This window comes from Pseudomonas sp. Marseille-QA0332 (assembly GCF_054950175.1).
In genome coordinates, this window is sequence record NZ_CM143106.1 from 3,585,298 (window position 1) to 3,602,862 (window position 17,565).

Below are 17,565 nucleotides of genomic sequence, written 5' to 3' on the forward strand. Positions count from 1 at the left end.
TATGATACCCGAGCTCAACTCATTTAGCTAAATCCGTGGTATCCGGGACTCTCATGCAGCCGTATCAGCGCGACTTCATCCGTTTTGCCATCGATCGCGGCGTGCTGCGCTTCGGTGAATTCACCCTGAAATCGGGGCGTACCAGCCCATACTTCTTCAACGCCGGCCTGTTCAACAGCGGTTCGGCCCTGGCCCAGCTGGGTCGCTGCTATGCCGCCGCGATCGTCGATGGCAAGCTTGCGTTCGACGTGCTGTTCGGGCCCGCCTACAAGGGTATTCCCCTGGCGGCCGCCACGGCCGTGGCGCTGGCCGAGCAGCACGGCCTCGACGTGCCTTGGTGCTTCAACCGCAAGGAAGCCAAGGATCACGGCGAAGGTGGCAGCCTGGTTGGCGCCCCGCTGGCTGGCGATGTGCTGATCATCGACGACGTGATCACCGCGGGCACCGCCATCCGTGAAGTCATGCAGATCATCCAGGCCCAGCAGGCCAGGGCCGCCGGGGTGCTGATCGCGCTCAACCGCGAAGAGCGTGGCAATGGCGAGCTTTCGGCGATCCAGGAAGTCGAGCGCGACTTCGGCATCCCGGTAGTGAGCATCGTCTCGCTGACCCAGGTACTCGAATTCCTCGCCGATGACCCCCAGCTCAAGCAGCACCTGCCGGCTGTCGAAGCCTATCGGGCGCAGTACGGCATCTGAGCTGGCGCGACCATGAAAAAGGCGACCCGAAGGTCGCCTTTTTCATTTGCGCTGCGCTCAGTGGGGCTTGTGATTGGTGATCAGTGTGCCCACGCCCGTGTCGGTGAAGATCTCCAGCAGCACGGCGTTCGGCACTCGGCCGTCGATGATGTGCGAGCTGTTGACGCCACCTTGTACCGCCTCCAGCGCGCACCTGATCTTCGGCAGCATGCCGCCATAGATGGTGCCATCGGCGATCAGGCCGTTGACCTGCTCGGTGGTCAGGCCGGTCAGCACGTTGCCCTGCTTGTCCATCAGGCCGGCGATGTTGGTCAGCAGCATGAGCTTTTCGGCCTTGAGGGCCTCGGCGACCTTGCCGGCGACCAGGTCGGCGTTGATGTTGTAGGACTCGCCATCGGCACCGACCCCGATCGGCGCGATGACCGGGATGAAGTCGCCCTGGACCAGCATGTCCAGCAGGTCGGTATTGACCTGCGCGACCTCGCCGACCTGACCGATGTCGACGATTTGCGGGCTGCTCATGTCGGCGGTCTGGCGACTGACGGTCAGCTTCCTGGCGCGGATCAGTTCCGCGTCCTTGCCGGTCAGGCCGATGGCGCGACCGCCATGGCGGTTGATCAGGTTGACGATGGACTTGTTGACCTGGCCGCCAAGCACCATTTCCACCACGTCCATGGTCTGCGAATCGGTGACGCGCATGCCGTCGATGAAACTGCTCTCGATCGACAGGCGCTTGAGCAGGTCGGCGATCTGCGGGCCGCCGCCATGGACGACCACCGGGTTTATGCCGACGGCCTTCATCAGCACGATGTCGCGGGCGAAGCCGATCTTGAGCTCTTCGCTCTCCATCGCGTTGCCGCCGTACTTGATCACCAGGGTCTTGCCGACAAAGCGGCGAATGTAGGGCAGCGCTTCGGACAGCACCTGGGCAACATGGGAAGCGGCGTCGCGATCGAGGGTCATGCAGGGCTCCAGCAAGGAACGGTTGGTCGGTCAGAACGGCAGTTGCAGGTCGGGGGCGACCCGCAACAGCTGCGTGCGGAAAACAGCCTGGATACGTTGCAGCTCGACGTCGCTTTCGGCTCCGAACCGCAGCACCAGCACCGGTGTGGTGTTGGAGGCGCGCACCAGGCCCCAGCCATGGGTGTAGTCGACCCGCATGCCATCGATGCTGGTCAGCTCGGCATCGCCCCAGGCGGCATCGCGTTGCAATGCATCAATGATGCTGAATTTACGCTCGTCGGTCACATCAATGTTGATTTCCGGCGTGGAAATATCGTCCGGGAACGCGGCGAACAGCGCTTCGGCGTCCGCTGTGCTCGCGGCAAGTATCTCGAGCAGGCGCACGGCACTGTAGAGGCCATCATCGAAGCCATACCAGCGCTCGGCGATGAAGATGTGCCCGCTCATTTCTCCCGCGAGCAACGCACCGGTCTGCTTCATCTTCTTCTTGATCAACGAATGGCCCGTCTTCCACATCAGCGCGCGGCCACCGTGCTGTTCGATCAGCGGCTTCAGGCGGCGACTGCACTTGACGTCATAGATGATCTGCGCGTCCGGATTGCGTTGCAGCACGTCGACGGCGAAGAGCATCAGCAGTCGATCTGGATAGACCACGCTGCCCGCGTTGGTCACCACGCCGACCCGGTCGCCGTCGCCGTCGAAGGCAAGGCCGACATCGGCACCGGTTTGGCGGACCTTGGCGATTAGGTCCTGAAGGTTTTCCGGCTTGCCTGGGTCCGGATGATGATTGGGAAAGCTGCCATCGACCTCGCAGAACAGCGCAACGACCTCGCAACCCAAGGCTTCGAGCAGGCGCGGCGCGATCACTCCGGCAGCGCCATTGCCGCAGTCCACCACCACCTTCAGAGGCCTGGCCAGCCTCACGTCTGAAGTGATGCGGGCAAGGTAGCGCTCGAGGATCGCCACCTGTTCGACCCCGCCTCGGCCTTCGCTCAGATCGCCGGCATGCAGGCGTTGCGCCAGCGCCTGGATCTGCTCGTTGGCCAAGGTGTCGCCGGCAATGACGATCTTGAAGCCGTTGTAGTCGGCCGGGTTGTGGCTGCCGGTGAGCATCACCGCCGTCCTGCCAGCCAGCACATGGGCCGCGTAGTACAGCACAGGCGTGGGCACCAGGCCGATATCGCTGACCTGGCAGCCGGCATCGGCCAGCCCTTGGATCAACTGCTCGACCAGCACCGGGCCGGACAGGCGACCGTCGCGGCCGACCGACACGCATGGCTCGCCTTGCGACAGGCTTTGCGCGCCCACGGCGCGGCCGATCCAGTAGGCGGTTTCGCCATCGAGCGTCTGGCCCACCACGCCACGGATGTCATAGGCGCGGAAGATGCTTTGCGGCAAGGCCGGAATCGGGCGGGCCAGATGCTTCATCTCGAACAGGCTCCAGTCATTGGAAGGTTGGGCGGTGCGAACAGCTCGCTTGGACGACGGATCGAACGCACGGTTCGCCATCCTGGCGCAATTTCAGTGCCGTTCAGCGGGTACCGGAATGGCCGAAGCCGCCAGTGCCACGCTGGGTTTCATCGAAGTCCTGGACGATATCGAAGTGGGCCTGGACGACCGGTACCAGCATCAGCTGGGCGATGCGCTCGCCGACGGTGATGGTGAAGGCGGTCTGGCCACGGTTCCAGCAGGAGACCATCAACTCGCCCTGGTAGTCCGAATCGATCAGGCCGACCAGGTTGCCCAGCACGATGCCATGCTTGTGGCCCAACCCCGAGCGGGGCAGGATCAGCGCGGCCAGGCCCGGGTCGCCGATGTACACCGCAAGGCCCGTAGGGATCAGCACGGTCTGGCCAGGCTCCAGGATCAGGTCCTGTTGCAGCATGGCACGCAGGTCCAGCCCGGCGGAGCCAGGAGTTGCATAGTGGGGCAGGGGGAATTCGTTGCCCAGGCGAGGGTCGAGGATCTTGGCTTGAAGAGCGTGCATGGAGCTTATGGAACCTGGTTGAGCCGTTCGGCGATGAAGGCGACCAGTTGGCGGGCAATCTTGCCCTTGCTGGTCTGCGCGAAAAGAGTCTGGTGCTGCTGGCGATCGATCACGGTCAAGGCGTTCTCCTCGCTATTGAAGCCAATGCTGGGGTTGGCCACGTCATTGGCGACGATCAGGTCGAGATTCTTGTCCTTGAGCTTGCGGGTGGCGTAATCAAGCAAGTGTTCGGTCTCGGCGGCGAAACCGACACTGAACGGCCGGTCTGGACGACTGGCCAGAGTGGCGAGGATATCCGGATTCCGCACCATCTGCAGCAGCATGCCGTCACCGGTGGTGGGATCCTTCTTGAGTTTCTGTGGGGCGATGACCTCGGGGCGGTAGTCCGCCACCGCGGCCGAGGCGATGAACAGGTCACAGGGCATGGCGGCCTCGCAGGCCGCGAGCATGTCGCGCGCGCTCACCACGTCGATCCGCGTGGCCCGGTCGGGGGTCGGCAGGTGCACCGGGCCGGTGACGAGGGTCACCCGAGCACCGGCTTCCACCGCCGCCTCGGCCAGGGCGAAGCCCATCTTCCCGGAGCTATGATTGGTGATGTAGCGCACCGGGTCGATGTTTTCCTGGGTCGGACCGGCGGTGATCAGCACGTGCTTTCCGGTCAGCGCCTGGCGCTTGAAGCTCTCGGCGGCATGCCAGGCCAGGTCGGCAGGTTCGAGCATGCGGCCAAGGCCGACATCGCCACAGGCCTGGCTGCCGGACGCCGGTCCGAAGACCTTGATGCCACGGTTTTTCAGCAGGTCCAGGTTGGCCTGGGTGGCCGGGTCGCGCCACATGGCCTGGTTCATCGCCGGCGCCACGGCGATCGCGGCGTCGGTGGCCAGCACCAGGGTGGTCAGCAAGTCGTCGGCCATGCCTTGGGCCAGGCGGGCCATGAGATCGGCCGTGGCCGGGGCGATCAGCACCAGGTCGGCCCACTTGGCCAGTTCGATATGGCCCATGGCGGCCTCGGCCGCCGGGTCGAGCAGGTCCAGGTGGACCGGGTGGCCGGACAGCGCCTGCAGGGTCAGGGGCGTGATGAACTCGGCACCGCCGCGGGTCATGACGACGCGAACCTGGGCGCCATGTTCGAGGAGTCGGCGAATCAGTTCGGCACTCTTGTAGGCGGCAATGCCGCCACCTACGCCGAGGACGATGCGCTTGCGATACAGCCGCTGCATAGGCCTGCCTTTTGTTCAGTGAAAACGTGCGGCGACGAGCGCTGCCTGCGGCAGAACGTCGCATGAACGGGACGGGATAGATTAACACAGCGCACAAATGCGCCGCAGTACACGCAAGGAGGGGGCATGAACATCAGGGAATGGCCGATCACGGAGCGGCCGAGGGAGAAGCTGCTGCAGCGCGGTGCGGCCAGCCTGTCGGATGCGGAGCTGCTGGCGGTGCTGCTCGGTTCCGGAGTCAAGGGCCGAAACGTGGTGGAGCTGGCCCGCGGTCTGCTGGTGCGTTTCGGCAGCCTGCGTCAGGTGCTCGAGGCCGATCGCGCCGCCTTTCTCGGCGAGACCGGTCTTGGTCCGGTGCGCTACTCGCAGCTGCAGGCATTGCTCGAGATCGGACGTCGCCACCTGGCCGAGTCGATCGAGCGCGAGCCCGCCCTGCAAGGGCCGCAGGCCGTACGCCGCTACCTCAAGGCGATGCTGCGCCACGAGCGCAGCGAGGTCTTCGGCTGCCTGTTCCTCGATACGCGGCACCGCCCGATGGCTTTCGAGGTGCTGTTTCGCGGCTCGATCGATCGCGCCAGTGTCTACCCGCGCGAAGTGGTGCGCCGCTCGCTGGCGCACAACGCGGCGGCACTGATCCTTTGCCACAACCATCCTTCGGGCAACAGCGAGCCGAGCCGGGAGGAGGTGCAGCTCACCCGCATGCTGCGCGACGCCTTGAAACTGGTCGACGTGCGCGTGCTCGATCATGTCATCGTCGGCGACGGCGAACCGTTGTCGATGGTCGAGCACGGCTGGATCAGCGGCTCACCTTGACCTTGGCCAAGTCCAGCCTGCCGAACGGGCTGGCCTGGTAGCCGTCGACGCTCTGGCGCACCAGGCTCGCCGCCGTGGGGTGGGCCAACGGCAGCCACAACGCCTGTTGCTGGATCAAGGTCTGGGCCTGCTGGTAGAGGCGGCTGCGCACGCTCTGGTCGTTGGTGGTACGGCCAGCGTTGATCAGCTGGTCGAGACGGTTGTCGCAATAGCGGGCGAAGTTGGTCCCCGACTTCACCGCGGCACAGGAGAACTGCGGGGTCAGGAAGTTGTCCGGATCGCCATTGTCGCCAGCCCAGCCCATGAACAACAGGTCGTGTTCACCGGCCTTGGCGCGCCGGATCAGCTCTCCCCATTCGATGACGCGGATCTGGGCCCTGATGCCGACCTTGGCCAGGTCGGCCTGCAACATCTGCGCGCCCAGGTTGGGGTTGGGGTTGAGCAGGCTGCCCGAAGGACGTGTCCAGATGGTCGTGTCGAAGCCATCGGCAAGGCCTGCCTTGGCCAGCAGGGCCTTGGCCTTGGCTGTATCGTTGGCGTAGCCGCGCAGATCCTTGGCATAGCTCCAGGTGTTGGGTGGGTAGGGGCCTTCGGCGGCTGTCGCGGTGTCTTCGAAGACGGCCTTGAGATAGCTGGCCTTGTCGAACGCTAGGTTGATGGCCTGGCGCACCTCGGGCTTGTCCAGCGGTGGGTGCTCGCTGTTGATCGCCACGAAGGCAGTCATGAAGGCCGGCGTGCTCTCTACCTTCAGGTCGGCGTTGTCTCGCGCGTCGGCGATATCCAGCGGTTTCGGCGACAAGGCGATCTGGCACTCGTTGCGCTTGATCTTTTGCAGCCGGACATTGGCATCCGGGGTGATCGCATAGATCAGCGGGTCGACCGCGGGCTTGCCGGCGAAATAGTCCGGGTTGGCGCGATAGCGCACCACGGCGTCTTTCTGGAAACGCTGGAAGACGAAGGGGCCGGTGCCGATCGGCTGGCTGTTGAGCTTCTCAGGCGTACCGGCCTTGAGCAGCTTGTCGGCGTACTCGGCGGAGTAGATCGAGGCGAAGCCCATGCTCAAGGTAGCCAGGAAGGTGGCATCCGGATGAGCGAGGGTGAAGCGCACGCTGCCCGGATCCGGCGCCTCGATCAGCTTGATCAGGCTGCCCAGCTGCAGCGACTGGGCATGTGGATAGCCGCCTGGCGCGGTCTTGTGCCAGGCATGGGCCGGATAGAGCATGCGCTGGAAACTGAACAGGACATCATCGGCGTCCAGGGGGCGGGTTGGCTTGAAATAGGCAGTGGTGTGGAACTTCACGCCCTGGCGCAGCTTGAAATCATAGACCAGGCCATTGTCGGACACCGTCCAGCTTTCGGCCAGACCAGGCACGACCTTGCCTTGCCCGGCATCGAACTCGACCAGGCGATTCATCAGCACGTCGGCCGAGGCATTGGTGGTGGTCAGGGAGTTGTACTGCACCACATCGAAGCCTTCGGGACTGGCTTCGGTACAGACACTCAAGGGCGCGGCCTGGACCATGGCCGAGGTGAACAATGAAGCGAACAAGAGGGAAAAGGCAGCGCAACGCATGGGTGCTCCTTGGCTGGTCGATGGCCCATCTGCCGATGCAGTCTGGAAACGGTCTACCGTAGAGTGGCTGACGGCAAATGACCACATCCTTTTTTACAAATCCGGCGACGAGTGGTCGACACTCATCCGACCCTGTCGCTATGCTGGCCGCACTCGATCAGCCAGCGGTGCAAGCAGATAGCCTGTTGTTGTGGCGCGGTCTTTCTGGTATAAAGCAGCGCTCTTTTCTAGGGGCTCGGCCTGTCGCCTTGGCGATTCCGGTCGATAAGACCTCGGGAAACACGGCGCCTGGCGCCAAAGACTGAGAGATTAAGCGGCCAACCCATGCCGGGTTGGGCATGTGGTTTTAGAGGGCTGAGGCATGTCGAGAGTCTGTCAAGTTACCGGTAAGGGTCCGGTAACCGGGAACAACATTTCCCACGCAAACAACAAAACCCGTCGTCGTTTCCTGCCTAACCTGCAGCATCACCGTTTCTGGGTTGAGGCCGAGAAGCGCTTCGTTCGTCTGCGCGTTTCCGCCAAGGGCATGCGCATCATCGACAAGCGTGGTATCGAAGTCGTGCTGTCCGAGCTGCGTGCTCGCGGCGAAAAGGTTTAAGGAGACTGTCATGCGTGAACTGATCCGTTTGGTGTCCAGCGCCGGTACCGGCCACTTCTACACCACCGACAAGAACAAGCGCACCACCCCGGACAAGATCGAGATCAAGAAATACGATCCGGTCGTCCGCAAGCACGTGATCTACAAGGAAGCCAAGATCAAGTAATTGATCGGCTGCCAGAAAAAACCGCATCCTCGGATGCGGTTTTTTTTTGCCTGGCTGGCGACAGGTCGACGCTTGCCTTGCTCAGGTCGGTCAGGCTCGACTTCGTTCAACGCGACTCGAACATCACATAGATCTTGCGGCACGCCTCGAGTACCTCCCAGGTGCCCTGGAATCCGGCAGGGATGACGAAGCGATCGCCGGCCCGCAGAGTCTTGGCATTGCCTTCGGTATCACGCAACACCGAAACACCCTGGACGATTTCGCAGTATTCATGCTCGGTATAGTTCACGGTCCATTGACCGACGGCACCTTCCCAGACCCCGGCCGCGAACTGGCCACAGGGGCTGGCATAGTGGTTGTAGACCAGTTGCTGCGGGTCCCCGGCGATGATCTTTTCCGCTGCCGGCCGGTAGCGTTCGGCTTCGGTGATCACCTGGGCGAAATCAACTAGGGTGTGGATACTCATGATACGCCTCACGTTTGTTTAAAAAAATGAACGTAGAATGGTGCTTGAGCGTTTTTTGTCAAATATATTGATAGTTTAAGTGGCCTGGTTTAGGGTGGCTGGCACCCGCGCGCATACCGCCCGGCCAGCATTCCGACAACGTCCATGATGCCTCGGTATGGCGTTGCACCTTAACAAGAGGAGGAGTTTCACATGACCACCCTGACGCGTGCAGACTGGGAACAGCGTGCCCAGCAGCTGAACATCGAAGGTCGTGCCTTCATCAATGGCGAATACACCCATGCCATATCCGGCGAAACCTTCGACTGCATCAGCCCGGTCGATGGTCGCTTCCTGGCCAAAATCGCAAGCTGCGATCTGGCCGATGCCAATCGCGCGGTCGAGAATGCCAGGGCCACCTTCGAGTCCGGCGCATGGTCGCGGCTGGCGCCAGCCAAGCGCAAGGCGACACTGATCCGTTTCGCCAACCTGCTGCGCGAGCATGTCGAAGAACTCGCGCTGCTGGAAACCCTCGACATGGGCAAGCCGATCGGTGACTCCTCGACCATTGACATTCCCGGTGCCGCCAATGCCATTCACTGGACCGCCGAAGCCATCGACAAGGTCTATGATGAAGTCGCGCCGACGCCGCATGACCAGCTGGGGCTGGTGACGCGCGAGCCAGTAGGCGTGGTTGCCGCCATCGTACCTTGGAACTTCCCGTTGCTGATGGCCAGCTGGAAGCTGGGTCCGGCATTGGCAACCGGCAACTCGGTGGTACTCAAGCCTTCCGAGAAGTCGCCATTGACTGCCATCCGCGTCGCCCAGCTGGCGATCGAGGCGGGCATCCCCGCCGGCGTGCTGAACGTGCTGCCAGGCCATGGTCATACCGTCGGCAAGGCATTGGCCTTGCACATGGACGTTGACACCCTGGTGTTCACCGGCTCGACCAAGATCGCCAAGCAACTGATGATCTACGCGGGCGAATCGAACATGAAGCGCGTCTGGCTCGAGGCCGGCGGCAAGAGCCCGAACATCGTCTTTGCCGATGCGCCTGACCTGAAGGCCGCCGCCGAGGCTGCCGCGAGCGCCATCGCCTTCAACCAGGGCGAAGTCTGCACCGCCGGCTCGCGCCTGCTGGTCGAGCGCTCGATCAAGGACACCTTCCTGCCCATGGTGGTCGAGGCCCTTAAGGCCTGGAAGCCAGGCAATCCGCTGGATCCGGCGACCAATGTCGGCGCGCTGGTCGACACCCAGCAGATGAACACCGTGCTCTCCTACATCGATGCCGGTCACAAGGATGGCGCCAAGCTGCTGGCCGGTGGCAAGCGTACCCTCGAGCAAACTGGTGGCACCTATGTCGAACCGACCATCTTCGACGGTGTGACCAACGCCATGAAGATCGCCAAGGAAGAAATCTTCGGCCCGGTGCTGTCGGTGATCACCTTCGACACCGCCGAGGAAGCCGTCGCCATTGCCAACGACACGCCCTACGGCCTGGCTGCGGGCATCTGGACCGCCGACATTTCCAAGGCGCACCAGACGGCGCGCGCCGTGCGTGCCGGCAGTGTCTGGGTCAACCAGTACGACGGTGGCGACATGACTGCTCCGTTCGGCGGCTTCAAGCAGTCGGGCAACGGTCGTGACAAGTCGTTGCATGCGCTGGAGAAGTACACCGAGCTCAAGGCGACCTGGATCAAGCTCTGACCACGTCTGGGGCAACCGCGCAGCCGGGTCGGTTCCGCCGCCCCGGCTGCATCGCGTCTATCGGTCACCTTTCACTGCAATGGAGGCAGTCATGCGTTGGGGGACCTATTTCGCCGTCCTGAGCGCGGTGCTCAGTGTCGGGCTGGCGCTGGGTGTCAGCATGCCGCTGGTGTCGTTGCGCCTGGAGGGATGGGGGTACGGGGCCTTCGCGATCGGCGTGATGGCGGCCATGCCTGCGGTCGGTGTCCTGCTCGGTGCCAGCCTGGCCAGTCGCCTGGCCGGCTGGGTCGGCGTGCCAGCGGCCATGCGGCTGTGCCTGTGGAGCGCGGCGGTGTCGATCGGCCTGTTGGCGCTGTTGCCTGGCTATGCGCTATGGCTGCTGCTGCGCCTGTCGATCGGCATGAGCCTGACGGTGGTCTTCATCCTCGGCGAAAGCTGGATCAACCAGCTGGTGGTGGAGCAATGGCGCGGCCGGCTGGTAGCGCTCTATGGCAGCAGTTACGCACTGAGCCAGTTGGCCGGCCCGCTGGTGCTCGCGCTGTTGGGGTCCGATGACGATTTCGGATTCTGGGCGGCGACCGTTTTGCTGGTCTTTGCCCCGCTGTTGCTGTTCGGGCGCAGCGGTGCACCGAGTACCGAGGCCTGCAGCGTGTCGTTCAGGGACTTGTTCGGTTTCTGCCGACGTCTGCCGGTGATCGCCTGGGCGATCGCCTTGTTCGCTGCCTTCGAGGCGATGATCCTGACGCTGTTGCCGGTCTACTGCTTGCAGCAGGGCTTCAGTGCCGAGCTGGCCATGTTCGTCGTCAGCACGGTGGTGGTAGGCGATGCGGTGTTGCAGTTGCCGATTGGCGCGCTGGCCGATCGGGTATCGCGTCGCCTCCTGTTCAGTGGCTGTGCCCTGGTGCTGCTGTGCTCCAGCCTGGCGATCCCGCTGCTGCTGCACACGCCGGCGATCTGGCCGCTGTGGGTACTGTTCGGCGCCAGCGCTGGTGGCCTGTTCACCTTGTCGCTGGTGCTGATCGGTGAGCGCTACCGCGATGATGCCCTGGTGCGAGCCAATGCCCATGTGGCGCAGCTGTGGGGCATCGGCTGCCTGCTTGGGCCCCTGTTGGCGGGTGCGGGCGGCCAATGGATCAGCGGGCATGCCCTGCCATTGCTGATGGCTGCCGGTGCGTTCGGTCTGGTGCTGCTGACCCGGCGCCAGGACGCTTTCGAGCCTAGAGCATGCGCTCCAGGCCAACGGCCTTGCTGATCCAGGCGTTGAAGCGTCGCCAGGCGCCGCCTGGCTCGCGCTCGAGCGTATGGAGCTGGCCATCGTCCTCGGTGATCCACACCAGCTGACCATCCTGCAGCCGTGGCTGGTAGCTCAAGGCCGGCGACATGCCTTGCAGTGCCAAGGCCCGGGTGTACTCCGCCAGGCGCGGGCTGTCCACCATGACGCCGACTTCGGTGTTCCATAGCACCGAGCGGGGATCGAAGTTGAACGAGCCGATGAACGTCTTCTGTCTGTCGAAGACAATGGCCTTGCTGTGCAGGCTGGAATTGGAACTGCCCTGGAAACTCAGTCTGGAACCGGTTGGATCGCCAGGCTGACGACGCAGCTCGAACAACTGCACGCCATGCCTGAGCAAGGCCTTGCGGTAGGGCGCATAGCCGCCGTGTACCGCCGGCACGTCGGTGGCCTCGAGGGAGTTGGTCAGCAGCTTGACCGATATGCCGGCATCGGCTTGGCTGGTCAGGTACGACAGGCCATAGTTGCCGGGGACGAAATAGGCGGACACCAGTATCAGCTCATGCCGCACGTCCTTGAGCTGCGGTGCGAGCTGTCGAGTCATCAGCAGCCGCGGGTCCGGTTCGTCATCGGCCAGCACCTTGCTGGGCGCATCCCATAACGCCTGGGCCGGCGCCCAGATCAGTTCCTGACGCCACTTCGCCAGCCTTGGTTGCGACCGATAGGCCATCAGGCGGTCATACAGCGGCTTGCGCTCGACTCGCGCCTCGTCCAGGGAGGCTTCGAGACGCTGGCGGCTGGCACGCAGGTCAGCAGCATCCGGGGTGGACCAGAGAAACTCGCCGATCGGCCGGCTCAAGGCACTGTTCCAATACTGATCGAAGCTGTGGCCCAGCTGTTCGGCGACAGGACCGACCCCGAGCAGGTCGATATCGGTGAAGTTCAGGTTGGGTTCGGCATCGAAATATTCGTCGCCCAGGTTGCGCCCGCCGACGATGGCCATGCTGTTGTCGACCAGGAACAGCTTGTTGTGCATCCGCCGATGCTGCAGCGACAGGTTGAACAATCGCCCCATGGCCCGCGTGATAACGGTGCTGCGCCCCAGGTGCAAGGGGTTGAACACGCGGATCTGGATGTTGCGATGCACGGCGAGCGTGCCGATCAGGCTGTCCAGCCCGTCGCTGGTGGTGTCGTCGAGAAGGATGCGTATCCTGACGCCCCGGTCGGCAGCCAGCAGCAGCTCATGCACCAGCATGCGAGTGCTCAGGCCGTCATGCACGATGTAGTATTGCAGGTCGATGCTCGAACGGGCGTTGCGGAGCAGTTCGGCGCGAGCGTGGAAGGCTTCGGTGCTGTTGGGTAGCAGCCGCAAGCCTGAGCGCCCGTCGTGGGCCGCCGCCTCGCGCTGGATCGAACGGCCCAGCGCCGATTCGCTGGCGGGCAAGGCATGGCTGGTGTCACGAGCAGGCGTGACCTGGGCGCAGCCGGCCAAGGCCAGCAACAGCGTCGGCAAGACAAGCAAGGCGTGCTGGAATTTCAAGAAGATCATCCTGTGCGATCGGGACAATCGATATGGACCGTCAAGCAGGTCAGAAAGTTATCGGCCAGGCTCGATCGCTGAAAACCTGTCAGGCCAGCTCCTTCAATCGATGCCAGAGCATGCCCAGCGCCAGGAGGGGCGAGCGCAGCAGCTTGCCGCCAGGAAACGTCATGTGTGGCACCTTGGCGAACAGCTCGAAACGACCACTGGCCTGGCCGCTGATGGCCTCGCCCAGCAGCCGTCCGGCCAGGTGCGTGGCATTCACGCCGTGCCCGGAATAGGCTTGGGCGTAGAAAACGTTGGGATGGCTGGCGAGGCGGCCGATCTGTGGCAGGCGATTGGCACCGATGCCGATCATGCCACCCCATTGGTAGTCGATGCGGACATCGGCCAGCTGCGGAAACACCTTGAGCATCTTGGGGCGCATGTAGGCAGCGATGTCCTGCGGGTCGCGCCCGGAGTAGTGGCAGGCGCCACCGAACACCAGGCGATGATCGGCCGACAGGCGGTAGTAGTCCAGCGCCACCCGCTGGTCGCAGACCGCCATGTTCCGTGGCAGCAGGCTACGCGCGCGCGCCTGGCCCAGCGGTTCGGTGGCGATCAGGTAACTGCCGGCCGGCAGGACTTTGCCGCCCAGTTCGCGATTGAGGTCGGCATGGTAGGCATTGCAGCACAGCACCAGGGTATCGGCACGGACACTGCCGCGGGCGGTATGGACCTGCACCTGCGTGCCATGGTCGATACGGGTGACCGCGGACTGCTCGTACAGCCGCACGCCGAGGCGATCGGCCACGGCCGCTTCGCCAAGCGCCAGGTTCAGTGGATGCAGATGGCCGGAACCCATGTCGATCAGACCACCAACGTAGCGCTCGGAACCGACCACCTCATGCATCCGTTCGGCCGGCACCAGGCGCAGCTCGTGACGATAACCGAGCTGGCGCAGCTCCTCGGCGTCCTCCTCGAAACCGCGCAGCTGGCGCGGCTTGTTGGCCAGGTCGCAGTAGCCCCAGGTCAGGTCGCAGGCAATGGCGTGGCGCTCGATACGCTCGCGCACGATCTGCACCGCTTCCAGACCCATCAGTTTCAGGCTGCGTACGCCTTGCTCGCCCAGCACTGGCAGGAACTGCTCCAGGCCATGACCGACGCCGCGTATCAGCTGGCCGCCGTTGCGACCGCTGGCGCCCCAGCCGATGCGCCGGGCTTCGAGCAGGACCACCGAGAGGCCGCGCTCGGCCAGCTCGATGGCGGTGTTGAGCCCGGAGTACCCTCCACCGACGATGCAGACATCGCAGCGCTGCTCGCCTTCGAGCGACGGGTACTCGACATCCAGCGCACGACTGGCGGCGTAGTAGGAGGCAGCATGTTGCGGAGCATGAATCATGGGGGGTCCTGCGAGCAGAAGCGGAATCGAAGCAGCATAAGCCGCGCGCTCGCCAGCGGGCAACAGGCTCGGCGCGAGCAGCAGCGACTCAGTCGGCGATCGGCAGGCACAGGCTTTCCTTGACCTCCTCCATGACGATATAGCTCTTCGATTCGCGTACATGGGGCAGCTTGAGCAGGATGTCGCCAAGCAGCTTGCGGTAGGAGGCCATTTCCGAAATGCGCGCCTTGACCAGGTAGTCGAAGTCCCCCGAAACCAGATGACATTCGAGCACGTGCGGCAGCTTGAGCACCGCGCGACGAAACTCCTCGAAGGTATCGCCGGACTTGTAGTCCAGGCTGATTTCGACGAAGACCAGCAGGCTCGCCTTCAGGTGCTGGGGATTGAGCCGGGCGTGGTAGCCCATGATGATGCCTTCGCGCTCCAGGCGCCTGACCCGCTCGGTACACGGTGTGGTGGAAAGCCCGACTTTCTCGCCCAGCTCGGTGAACGATATGCGCCCGTCCTCTTGCAGCAGACGGAGAATGTGACGGTCGATCTTGTCCAGCTCACGCTTGCTCTGGTGCTGGGTTCTCACAGGGGATGCGCCTCCGTAAAAGCGAATTAAGCCAAGAATTCTCGCCAAATATAGGCATTTATATAGTTAAATGCACTGCTATTTAACTCATATACTGCGCGCAACAATGTCCATTCGATAACAGTTGCGGCATGCCGCGTGCAGGAGTGAACCATGCGAGTGTTGGTGCTTGGAGGCGGTGTCATCGGCACGACCAGTGCCTATTACCTGGCCCGCCAGGGCTTCGAGGTGGTAGTGGTCGATCGCCAGCCGGCCGTGGCCATGGAAACCAGCTTCGCCAATGCCGGCCAGATCTCCCCAGGCTATGCCTCGCCCTGGGCTGCTCCGGGTGTGCCGTTCAAGGCCATCAAGTGGCTGCTCGAACGTCATGCGCCGCTGGCCATCAAGCTCACCGGCGATGTCGACCAGTACCTGTGGATGGCACAGATGCTGCGGAACTGCACCTCGGCGCGCTATGCGGTGAACAAGGAGCGCATGGTACGGCTTTCCGAATATAGCCGTGACTGCCTGGACGAACTGCGCGCCGAAACCGGCATCGGCTACGAGAGCCGCGCGCTGGGCACTACCCAGCTGTTCCGTACCCAGGCGCAGCTGGATGCGGCAGCCAAGGATATCGCCGTGCTCGAGCAATCCGGCGTGCCCTATGAGCTGCTCGATCGTGACGGCATCGCCCGCGTCGAGCCTGCCTTGGCAGGGGCCAGGGATATCCTGGCCGGTGCCTTGCGCCTGCCCAACGATCAGACCGGCGACTGCCAGCTGTTCACCCGTCGGCTGGCGCAGATGGCGGCCGACCTAGGCGTGGAGTTCCGCTTCGGCCAGGACATCCAGCGTCTGGACTTCGCCGGCAATCGCGTCAACGGCGTGTGGATCGACGGCAAGCTCGAGACGGCCGATCGCTACGTACTGGCCCTGGGCAGCTACTCGCCGGGTCTGCTCAAGCCACTGGGCATCAAGGCCCCGGTTTATCCGCTCAAAGGCTATTCATTGACCGTGCCGATCACCGACGCGGCGATGGCACCCACCTCGACCATCCTCGACGAAACCTACAAGGTGGCCATCACCCGTTTCGACGAGCGCATCCGGGTCGGTGGCATGGCCGAGATCGCCGGGTTCGACCTGTCGCTCAACCCACGGCGGCGGGAAACGCTGGAGATGATCGTCAACGATCTTTATCCTCGTGGCGGCGACTTGAGCCAGGCCAGTTTCTGGACCGGCCTGCGTCCGGCAACGCCCGATGGCACGCCGATCGTCGGTGCGACCGCGTTCGGCAATCTGTTCCTCAATACCGGGCATGGCACGCTCGGCTGGACCATGGCCTGCGGTTCGGGTCGCCTGCTGGCAGACCTGATCGCGCGCAGGAAGCCCCAGATCAGCGCCGAGGGCCTGGACATCTCGCGCTATGGCTCCAGCCGGGAAAGCACCGGCCAGGCCGATCCGGCGCCTGCTCATCGTTGAGCAGGCGGGCCGGATGACGCGGCAGGCGTCATCGAACCGACACGTCGGGCGACTCGCCTGGCGTATCGACCTTGCAACCTCTGAACAGAACTGCCAGAAGGCTCCCTCATGCGTCCCGCTCGTGCCCTGATCGATCTCCAAGCTCTGCGTCACAATTACCGCCTGGCCCGCGAACTGGCCGGTTCCAGGGCACTTGCCGTGGTCAAGGCCGATGCCTACGGCCATGGCGCGGTGCGTTGTGCCCTGGCCCTGGAGCCGGAGGCCGACGGCTTTGCCGTTGCCTGCATCGAAGAGGCTCTCGAGCTGCGCGCAGCAGGCATCGATCTGCCGATACTGCTACTGGAAGGATTCTTCGAGGCCAGTGAGCTTGCGCTGATCGCGCAAAAGCAGCTGTGGTGCGTGGTGCATTCGCTCTGGCAGCTCGAAGCGCTGGAGCACGCCCGCTTGCCCAGGCCGGTCACCGTCTGGCTCAAGCTTGACACTGGCATGCATCGGGTCGGGCTGCACCCGGCGGACTATCAGGAGGCCTACCGTCGTCTGCTGGCCAGTGGCAATGTGGCGCGTATCGTCCTGATGAGCCATTTTGCCCGCGCCGACGAGCTGGACGAGCCTGCCACCGAGCGCCAGCTGGCTGTCTTCGACGCGGCACGCCAGGGCCTGCAGGCCGAAACCAGCCTGTGCAATTCGCCAGCGCTGCTTGGCTGGCCGCAGGTGCGAAGCGACTGGGTACGCCCTGGGATCATGTTGTACGGCGCCACGCCGTTCGAACAGCCCCAGGCCCAGGCCGAACGTCTGCAACCGGTGATGACCTTGCAGTCGCGGATCATCAGCGTGCGTGAGCTGCCCGCCGGCGAGCCGGTCGGCTACGGCGCCAGGTTCGTCAGCTCACAGCCGACCCGGGTGGGCGTCGTCGCCATGGGCTATGCCGATGGCTATCCACGCCATGCCCCAACCGGCACGCCGGTGATGGTGGCCGGCAAGCGCAGCCAGCTGATAGGCCGGGTATCGATGGACATGCTGTGCGTCGATCTGACCGATGTCCCGCACGCTTCGGTCGGCAGCCCCGTGGAGCTCTGGGGCAAGCAGGTTCTGGCCAGTGAAGTGGCCAGCCAGGCCGGCAGCATCCCCTACCAGTTGCTGTGCAACCTCAAGCGCGTACCTGTGGACTACCTCGACGGCTGACGCACGAGGGCGAGGCCGGGTCGGTGTGTTGTAAA

The 17,565-nt window shown here is 63.8% G+C and carries 17 protein-coding genes; 8 read left to right on the plus strand and 9 right to left on the minus strand.

Annotated elements, in window-relative coordinates; genetic code table 11:
- Nucleotides 1–53: 53 nt before the first annotated feature.
- The gene (pyrE, locus tag ACY8GK_RS16545; RefSeq protein ID WP_196175203.1) at nucleotides 54–695 is read left to right on the plus strand and encodes an orotate phosphoribosyltransferase; all 642 of its coding nucleotides are present in this window, start codon (nucleotides 54–56) and stop codon (nucleotides 693–695) included.
- A 57-nt stretch (nucleotides 696–752) separates the two neighbouring features.
- Here pyrE and argB read toward each other — a convergent pair whose 3' ends face one another.
- The 4 genes from argB to coaBC all read right to left on the minus strand — a co-directional run bounded on the left by argB (nucleotide 753) and on the right by coaBC (nucleotide 4,862).
- Nucleotides 753–1,658 (minus strand): acetylglutamate kinase, encoded by a 906-nt coding sequence (gene argB, locus ACY8GK_RS16550; protein WP_196175201.1) that lies wholly within the window; start codon nucleotides 1,656–1,658, stop codon nucleotides 753–755.
- Nucleotides 1,659–1,688: 30 nt separating this feature from the next.
- Nucleotides 1,689–3,086 carry a phosphomannomutase/phosphoglucomutase gene (locus ACY8GK_RS16555; RefSeq protein ID WP_196175199.1) on the minus strand — a complete coding sequence of 466 codons (1,398 nt, stop codon included), beginning with the start codon at nucleotides 3,084–3,086 and terminating at the stop codon, nucleotides 1,689–1,691.
- A 103-nt stretch (nucleotides 3,087–3,189) separates the two neighbouring features.
- Nucleotides 3,190–3,645 carry a dUTP diphosphatase gene (gene dut / locus ACY8GK_RS16560; RefSeq protein ID WP_196175197.1) on the minus strand — a complete coding sequence of 152 codons (456 nt, stop codon included), beginning with the start codon at nucleotides 3,643–3,645 and terminating at the stop codon, nucleotides 3,190–3,192.
- 5 nt (nucleotides 3,646–3,650) lie between these two features.
- A complete protein-coding gene (coaBC, locus tag ACY8GK_RS16565; protein WP_196175195.1) occupies nucleotides 3,651–4,862 on the minus strand; it encodes a bifunctional phosphopantothenoylcysteine decarboxylase/phosphopantothenate--cysteine ligase CoaBC in 1,212 nt (403 codons plus the stop codon).
- Between the two features lie 126 nt (nucleotides 4,863–4,988).
- Here coaBC and radC point away from each other — a divergent pair, with 126 nt between their 5' ends.
- A complete protein-coding gene (radC, locus tag ACY8GK_RS16570; RefSeq protein WP_462401657.1) occupies nucleotides 4,989–5,675 on the plus strand; it encodes a RadC family protein in 687 nt (228 codons plus the stop codon).
- Here radC and ACY8GK_RS16575 read toward each other — a convergent pair.
- The gene (locus ACY8GK_RS16575) at nucleotides 5,659–7,248 is read right to left on the minus strand and encodes an ABC transporter substrate-binding protein (RefSeq protein ID WP_196175192.1); all 1,590 of its coding nucleotides are present in this window, start codon (nucleotides 7,246–7,248) and stop codon (nucleotides 5,659–5,661) included. The two genes, radC and ACY8GK_RS16575, sit on opposite strands and share 17 nt — an antisense overlap.
- Nucleotides 7,249–7,609: 361 nt before the next feature.
- On the opposite strand from ACY8GK_RS16575, the gene rpmB reads away from it, so the two are divergent.
- Together rpmB and rpmG are read left to right on the plus strand one after the other, a co-directional pair.
- On the plus strand, nucleotides 7,610–7,846 hold the full coding sequence (gene rpmB, locus ACY8GK_RS16580) for a 50S ribosomal protein L28 (RefSeq protein WP_085987254.1): 237 nt from the start codon (nucleotides 7,610–7,612) through the stop codon (nucleotides 7,844–7,846).
- 10 nt (nucleotides 7,847–7,856) lie between these two features.
- Complete coding sequence (gene rpmG / locus ACY8GK_RS16585; RefSeq protein WP_012703270.1) at nucleotides 7,857–8,012, plus strand: 50S ribosomal protein L33; 156 nt, start codon at nucleotides 7,857–7,859, stop codon at nucleotides 8,010–8,012.
- Nucleotides 8,013–8,118: 106 nt separating this feature from the next.
- Here the strand turns inward: rpmG and ACY8GK_RS16590 are convergent, their stop codons facing one another.
- The gene (locus tag ACY8GK_RS16590) at nucleotides 8,119–8,478 is read right to left on the minus strand and encodes a cupin domain-containing protein (RefSeq protein WP_196175190.1); all 360 of its coding nucleotides are present in this window, start codon (nucleotides 8,476–8,478) and stop codon (nucleotides 8,119–8,121) included.
- A gap of 192 nt (nucleotides 8,479–8,670) precedes the next feature.
- Between ACY8GK_RS16590 and ACY8GK_RS16595 the strand changes: the two genes are divergently transcribed.
- Nucleotides 8,671–10,164 carry an aldehyde dehydrogenase gene (locus ACY8GK_RS16595; RefSeq protein ID WP_196175188.1) on the plus strand — a complete coding sequence of 498 codons (1,494 nt, stop codon included), beginning with the start codon at nucleotides 8,671–8,673 and terminating at the stop codon, nucleotides 10,162–10,164.
- A 91-nt stretch (nucleotides 10,165–10,255) separates the two neighbouring features.
- Nucleotides 10,256–11,416 carry an MFS transporter gene (locus ACY8GK_RS16600; protein WP_462401658.1) on the plus strand — a complete coding sequence of 387 codons (1,161 nt, stop codon included), beginning with the start codon at nucleotides 10,256–10,258 and terminating at the stop codon, nucleotides 11,414–11,416.
- Here the strand turns inward: ACY8GK_RS16600 and ACY8GK_RS16605 are convergent.
- From ACY8GK_RS16605 to dadR, 3 genes are all read right to left on the minus strand, one after another.
- The gene (locus tag ACY8GK_RS16605; protein ID WP_462401659.1) at nucleotides 11,382–12,935 is read right to left on the minus strand and encodes a phospholipase D family protein; all 1,554 of its coding nucleotides are present in this window, start codon (nucleotides 12,933–12,935) and stop codon (nucleotides 11,382–11,384) included. The genes ACY8GK_RS16600 and ACY8GK_RS16605 overlap by 35 nt on opposite strands.
- Nucleotides 12,936–13,023: 88 nt before the next feature.
- Nucleotides 13,024–14,316, minus strand: coding sequence for an NAD(P)/FAD-dependent oxidoreductase (locus ACY8GK_RS16610; protein ID WP_196175182.1), 1,293 nt, complete (start codon nucleotides 14,314–14,316; stop codon nucleotides 13,024–13,026).
- 88 nt (nucleotides 14,317–14,404) lie between these two features.
- The gene (gene dadR, locus ACY8GK_RS16615; RefSeq protein ID WP_196175180.1) at nucleotides 14,405–14,893 is read right to left on the minus strand and encodes a transcriptional regulator DadR; all 489 of its coding nucleotides are present in this window, start codon (nucleotides 14,891–14,893) and stop codon (nucleotides 14,405–14,407) included.
- Between the two features lie 153 nt (nucleotides 14,894–15,046).
- Here dadR and dadA point away from each other — a divergent pair, with 153 nt between their 5' ends.
- Together dadA and alr are read left to right on the plus strand one after the other, a co-directional pair.
- Nucleotides 15,047–16,348, plus strand: coding sequence for a D-amino acid dehydrogenase (gene dadA / locus ACY8GK_RS16620; protein WP_462401660.1), 1,302 nt, complete (start codon nucleotides 15,047–15,049; stop codon nucleotides 16,346–16,348).
- A gap of 108 nt (nucleotides 16,349–16,456) precedes the next feature.
- Nucleotides 16,457–17,530, plus strand: a complete 1,074-nt coding sequence (alr, locus tag ACY8GK_RS16625; protein WP_196175176.1) for an alanine racemase — start codon at nucleotides 16,457–16,459, stop codon at nucleotides 17,528–17,530.
- Nucleotides 17,531–17,565: the final 35 nt, after the last annotated feature.